Origin of the sequence: Streptomyces recifensis (genome assembly GCF_002154615.1) — a bacterium.
Classification (GTDB): domain Bacteria; phylum Actinomycetota; class Actinomycetes; order Streptomycetales; family Streptomycetaceae; genus Streptomyces; species Streptomyces griseoluteus.
Genome location: NZ_MUNH01000551.1, coordinates 1 through 5632, shown reverse-complemented (window position 1 = coordinate 5632; position 5632 = coordinate 1). Strand labels below are relative to the sequence as shown.

Here is a 5632-nt window from a genome sequence, read left to right as displayed (position 1 = left end):
GGCCTAGGGGGTGTCTCGTCGATCTTCGTGGATCAGCCCGCGGCGTCTGGTGCGGTACCTCGGCGTGCGGTCGGGTCGTCCTCGTACTGGACGTACTTGGGCGATTCGGCCGTGCGGCGAGGTGCCGTGCCAGGGGTCGCGGGCCCGCGAAGATCGGCGAGACATCCCCTAGCCCCGGAGGGCGGCCCGTTCCGCGGCGGCGGACAATGGGCTCCACGGGGAGACTCCAGCGAAGGGGAAGCGTGACCGAGACCAGCAGCACCCCATCCACCGCCGGTGACGCGCCAGAGGCGCGGCGCGGCCGGCTGCAACGCCTGATGCGCTACCTCCCCCTGGTCGCCCCCGTCCTGCTGTGGGCCGTGCCGTGCGGGGTCCTCCTGTACACCGGCCAGCACTGGCCGCTCCCGGTGACCCTGACCGGTACCGCGCTGTTCGTCCTCGGCCTGATCGGCATGCCGCTGGCGATGGCGCGCGGACACGGCCGGCGCCAGCAGGACCGGGCGGCGATCGTCGGGGACACCCTGCTGGGCGGCGCGTGGGTGCTGTTCACGTGGTCCGTTCTGCTCGGCATCCTGCTGCGCCTGGCCCTGACCGTGGCCAGGGTGGGCGACGGACAGGACCGGGCGCGCATCGTCACCTGGGCCGTCCTCGGGGTGACCGCCGTACTGCTCGCCTGGGGATACACCGAAGCCCGGCGTGTGCCGCGTGTGCGCCGAGTGGACGTGGAACTCCCGCGTCTGGGCGCGGGGTTGGACGGTATCCGAGTGGTCCTGATCACCGACACCCACTACGGCCCCCTCGACCGCGCCCGCTGGTCGGAACGGGTCTGCGAGCGGGTGAACACCCTGGAGGCCGACCTGGTCTGCCACACCGGCGACATCGCGGACGGCACGGCCGAACGCCGTCGCGCCCAGGCGGCTGCGCTGGGCACCGTCGAGGCGACGCGGGCCCGCGTCTACGTCACCGGCAACCACGAGTACTACAGCGAGGCCCAGGGGTGGGTCGACCTGATGGACGAGCTGGGCTGGGAGCCGCTGCGCAACCGCCATGTGCTGCTGGAACGCGGGGGCGACACCCTCGTGGTGGCGGGCGTGGACGACGTCACCGCCGAGTCCTCCGGCCTGGCGGGCCACGGCGCGGACCTCGCCGAAGCGCTGGACGGCACCGACCCCGGCCTGCCCGTCCTGCTCCTCGCCCACCAGCCCAAGTTCATCGACCGCGCGGCGGCCCACGGCGTGGACCTCCAGCTGTCCGGCCACACGCACGGCGGCCAGATCTGGCCCTTCCACCATCTGGTCCGCCTCGACCAGCCCGCCCTCGCCGGACTCACCCATCACGGCGCCCGCACCCGCCTCTACACGAGCCGCGGAACGGGCTTCTGGGGTCCGCCGTTCCGCGTCTTCGCCCCGAGCGAGATCACGCTCCTCGTCCTCCGCTCGCCGTCGTAGGGCGGTGTGCGGTGGGGGTCAGCCCACCCGCCCATCAGTCCGTCTTCGGGGGCTTCTGCGTGTCGAAGGCGAAGAGCGTGTTGTTCGCCGCGGCCACGATCACCGCACGTCCCGCGACGGTCACGCGCGGGCTCGCCCCCTGCTCGCCCGTCAGCCCATCGGCCTGCGGCCCTGTCGTCCACAGGGGTGCGCCGTCCTGCGGTGACAGGGCGACGACCCGGCCGGTGGCCGAGCTGAAGTACAGCGCTCCGCCTCCCGCGACGGGCCCCGACGCGCCCTCCACAGCGGTCTGGCGTGACCACCTGCTCCGGCCGGTCGAGGGGTCGATCGCCGTGACCAGACCGGTCTGTCCGCTCACATAGACGGTGCCGTCCGCCAGGTCCGGTGTCCCCGCGAACGTCCTGGCCAGCCGGGAGTACGTCACCTTCCGCGCTGCCGGGTCGACCCGCACCACCCCGTCGTAGCCGTCCGACGCGACTCCCTCCCGGTGCTCCCGGAGCAGGACGAGCCTGCCGCCCGCGACGCCCATCGGCACTGCGGGGCCGTCGATCGTGAGAGGCGCGCCCAGTCTGCCCGTGGCCCGGTCGACCTCGTACAGCGTGGGGTGGAGCACCGCCACGGCGTCCACCTCCTCGTCGGTCGCACACATCGCGAGGAGGCTCGGACCGGCGGGGACGGGAGCGCACTGCGCGCCCGCGGGAAACGGCGTCGACCAGCGGACCGCACCGCTGCGCGCGTTCCGGGCCTCCAGGCGGGAGTTGGACCCGTCGACCGTCACCACGTCGGAGCCGAGCACGACGGCGTCCCTGGTCCGGCCCGTGACGGCCTGCGACTGCGCGCCGGACGGCACGGACCACAGCTCGCGGCCCGTCCCGGCGTCGACGGCCACCACCTCGGTGAGAGGGGACTTCGGGTCGTCCTGGGCGGCGATGCGGTATCCGAGCACCGTGTCGTCGGTCGCGCCCACCAGGTGCACGCCCTGAGCAGGAACGCCCGGACTCTTCACGGTCCACACCCGCGAGCCGTCGCGGGCCCGCAGACGGGCCGCGACGACACCGCCGCCCCCGCAGTACACCGCGTCCCCGCGCGCGACGCAGCGCAGTTCGTCCGGGATGTCCTCGCGGCCGCCCAGCACGGCCTTGCGCCAGGGCTTGAAGCCGTCCGGAAGGGCGGCACCCGGCGCGGCGGTGCTCCTGCCCTGGTCGCCGTCGCTCCCGGAGCGGGCCGCGTTCAGCGCGGCGACAGCCCCGCCGATGGCCGCCACCGCGACGGCGGCGGCGAGAGCGGGCCGCCATCGGTGACGCAGGCGGCGGCCGCCGGGGGCGTTCCGCGCGCCGGGACGGGCCGGTTCGGCGGTCGGGGCAGCCGTGGCCGGCGTCGGGATCAGATGCTGGGTGACCATGTCACCGGGCCGGACCGCGCCGGATCCGTCCGCCTCGGTCCCGCCGAGGTCGACCGGCAGGTTCCGCAGCAGCACGAGGAGTTCGTCCGAGGAGGGGCGCTCCCCCGGTTCCTTGTGCAGACAGGGCTCGACGACCGCGCGCAGCGCCTCCGGCACGGCGCCGAGCGACGGCTCCTCGTGCACCACCTGATATGCCATCAGGTAGGGGCTGTCGGCTTCGAAGGGGCCGCGGCCCGTCGCCGCGTACACCAGCAGGGTGCCCACCGAGAAGACATCCGACCGCGGCCCCACGTCGCGCGGCGACTGCAACTGCTCCGGCGACATGAAGGGCGGCGTTCCTATGATCCGCCCCGTCATCGTGAGCGTCTCCTGGTCCGCGGCACGCGAGATGCCGAAGTCGATGACGCGCGGGCCTTCGGGTGAGAGGACGACGTTCGAGGGCTTCAGGTCGCGGTGGACGACACCCGCCCGGTGGATGTCGCGCAGCGCCTCGGCCAGCCCGATGGCGAGGTTCCGCAGCTTCGCCCCGCTCAACGGGCCGTCCGCGGCACAGTGCTGGGCGAGCGTGCGCCCCTCGATGTAGGCCGTCGCCATCCACGGCTGCTCGGCCTCGGGATCGGCGTCGACCACAGCGGCGGTGAACGCACCGCTCACCCGCCGCGCCGCCGCCACCTCCTGCCGGAAACGGATGCGGAACTCGTCGTCCTCCGCGAAGTGCCGGTGGATCAACTTGACGGCGACGGGCCGCCCCGAAGCGGTACGGGCCAGGTAGACCGTGCCCATGCCACCCGAGCCGAGCCGCGCCTCCAGTGGGTAGCCGCCGATCTCGGCCGGATCACTTTCGCGCAGCGACACCGCTCCCGACTTCCCGCTCTCCACGAACACCTCTGCCACCACGGACCTGCCCACCTGTCCCCACAAGCTAACCGCAAGGCGGTCGGGCCCGGCGACACGGGTGACCCACAGGGCGTCGGACGGCTTCGGTGAGCGGCCATCAGAACGGGCCCGGCCGTCCGGGCCGGCAGGCACGACGCACGGCCCCTTCGACCCATCAGTCCGCGCGGGTGGCCCCCCTCGATGATGCGCGGCGAACCGGCCGTCCCCGTTGCCCGAGGCGCCGGCCCGTGCGAAGGCGGGCACCCCCGGCTTCCGTCCTGATCAGCCTGGTTCGGTCAGGGCCGCGTGCGCGGCGGCGAGGATCTCCTCGGAGAGCGGGAAGCCCTTCGTGGCCCGGGAGAGGACCAACGCGCCGAACAGCGTGCAGAGCCGGAGGATGCCGTCCTGGTCGGGACCGCCCAGGAAATCAGCGAATTCCGCCACCCCCTCCGCGTAGACGCGACGAGCCTCGTGCCCACCGCCGTCGCGCGCGATGTCGGTGGCGAGCGCGGCGACCGGGCAGCCGTCCGCCGGGTCGTCGCGGTGCTCGACGGAGAGGTAGGTGTCGATCAGCGACTGCTGGGCGGCGCGCTGCCCGTCGCCCTGCTCGGGACCCGCACTGTGGCGCTGAGCGAGCTCGGCGAAGGCGTAGGCGGTGACCTCGTCGACGAGCGCCTCCTTGGAGGCGAACTGCTTGTAGAAGGCGCCGTGTGTCAGACCGGCCGCCGCCATCACGTCGGCGACGCTGACCTGCGTGCCCCGCTCCCGGAACAACCGGGACGCGGTCTCCACCACCCGCCTGCGATTCTCCTCCGCCTGCGCCTGCGATACGCGGCCCATGAACACCTCCCGTTTGGATGTCGACTGGCATCTATCATAGACCCGTGCTTAGATTGCACCCATAATCTAATTGCCGGAAAGGGTGCCGCCGGCGCCCTCCGCATCCAGGAGCGAGCATGGAACTGAAGAACGCGGTCGCGGTCGTCACCGGCGCCAACCGGGGCTTGGGGCGACACCTGGCGGCCCAGCTCGTCGAGCGCGGCGCGAAGGTGTACGCCGCGGCCCGACGCCCCGAGACGGTCGACGTGCCGGGCGCCGTCCCCCTGCGGCTGGACGTCACGGACGAGGCGTCGATTCAGGAGGCCGCGCGCGTCGCGTCCGACACGACACTGCTGATCAACAACGCGGGCATCTCCACCGGCGCGTCCCTGATCGGGGGCGAGACGGCCGAGGTCCGCCGGGAGATGGAGACCAACTTCTTCGGCCTGCTCGCCGTGACCCGGTCCTTCGTCCCCGTCATCGAGGGCAACGGCGGCGGCACCGTACTCAACGTCCTGTCCGTCCTGTCCTGGCTCCACCCCGCGGGGCTCGGCTCCTACGCCGCGTCCAAGGCGGCGTCCTGGGCGCTGACCGATGCCGTTCGCGACGAACTGGCGCCCCGCGGCATCACGGTCTCGGCGCTGCACGTCGGCTACATGGACACGGACATGGCCTCCCATGTGCCCGCCGATCAGAAGGTCGCCGCCGCCGATGTCGCGGCCCGGGCCCTGCACGGCATCGAGACCGGCCGGCCTGAAATCCTCGCGGACGAGACGAGCCGGTACGTCAAGCAGAGCCTGTCCGCGGCACCTCGCACGAACGCGGCCGCCTGACGGTTTCGGCGCGGCGCACGGTCGCCACGGCCGGCCCACGTCGTGAGACGGGCGGACAGCCTCCGCCCCCGCCGTACGAGCGGGTCATCTCGCAGCGGACGTCGCGGCTGAGGAGCGCGTCGGGTCGGTCGACGGCGCCGCCGTGCGCAGGCGAGCGGTGGGGGGCAACGGCCGACGCTCCGTAGGGGTGGCCGAGGGGACGGCTGAGGGCGAGGCGGTGGCCGCCGGGGGGCGGGTCGGCCTGGTCGGCGTAC

General features: G+C 73.3%; 4 protein-coding genes. 2 read left to right on the top strand and 2 right to left on the bottom strand.

The features are described 5' to 3' along the window. Nucleotides 1–242 precede the first annotated feature (242 nt). Nucleotides 243–1448, top strand: a complete 1206-nt coding sequence (locus tag CCN33_RS25575) for a metallophosphoesterase (protein WP_208621891.1) — start codon at nt 243–245, stop codon at nt 1446–1448. 34 nt (nt 1449–1482) lie between these two features. Here the strand turns inward: CCN33_RS25575 and CCN33_RS25570 are convergent, their stop codons facing one another. Both CCN33_RS25570 and CCN33_RS25565 read right to left on the bottom strand, forming a co-directional pair. Continuing rightward, nucleotides 1483–3705 (bottom strand): serine/threonine-protein kinase, encoded by a 2223-nt coding sequence (locus CCN33_RS25570; protein WP_086695829.1) that lies wholly within the window; start codon nt 3703–3705, stop codon nt 1483–1485. Nucleotides 3706–4008: 303 nt separating this feature from the next. Then, a complete protein-coding gene (locus CCN33_RS25565; protein ID WP_086695827.1) occupies nt 4009–4566 on the bottom strand; it encodes a TetR/AcrR family transcriptional regulator in 558 nt (185 codons plus the stop codon). A 116-nt stretch (nt 4567–4682) separates the two neighbouring features. Here CCN33_RS25565 and CCN33_RS25560 point away from each other — a divergent pair, with 116 nt between their 5' ends. Next, nucleotides 4683–5378: an SDR family oxidoreductase gene (locus tag CCN33_RS25560; protein ID WP_086695826.1), complete on the top strand. Its 696-nt coding sequence runs from the start codon at nt 4683–4685 to the stop codon at nt 5376–5378. Nucleotides 5379–5632: the final 254 nt, after the last annotated feature.

What these genes read in the sequence shown, in the direction of transcription:
- CCN33_RS25565 (WP_086695827.1), bottom strand. Translation starts at nt 4,566, where the DNA reads ATGGGCCGCGTATCGCAGGCGCAGGCGGAGGAGAATCGCAGGCGGGTG.
- CCN33_RS25560 (WP_086695826.1), top strand. Translation starts at nt 4,683, where the DNA reads ATGGAACTGAAGAACGCGGTCGCGGTCGTCACCGGCGCCAACCGGGGC.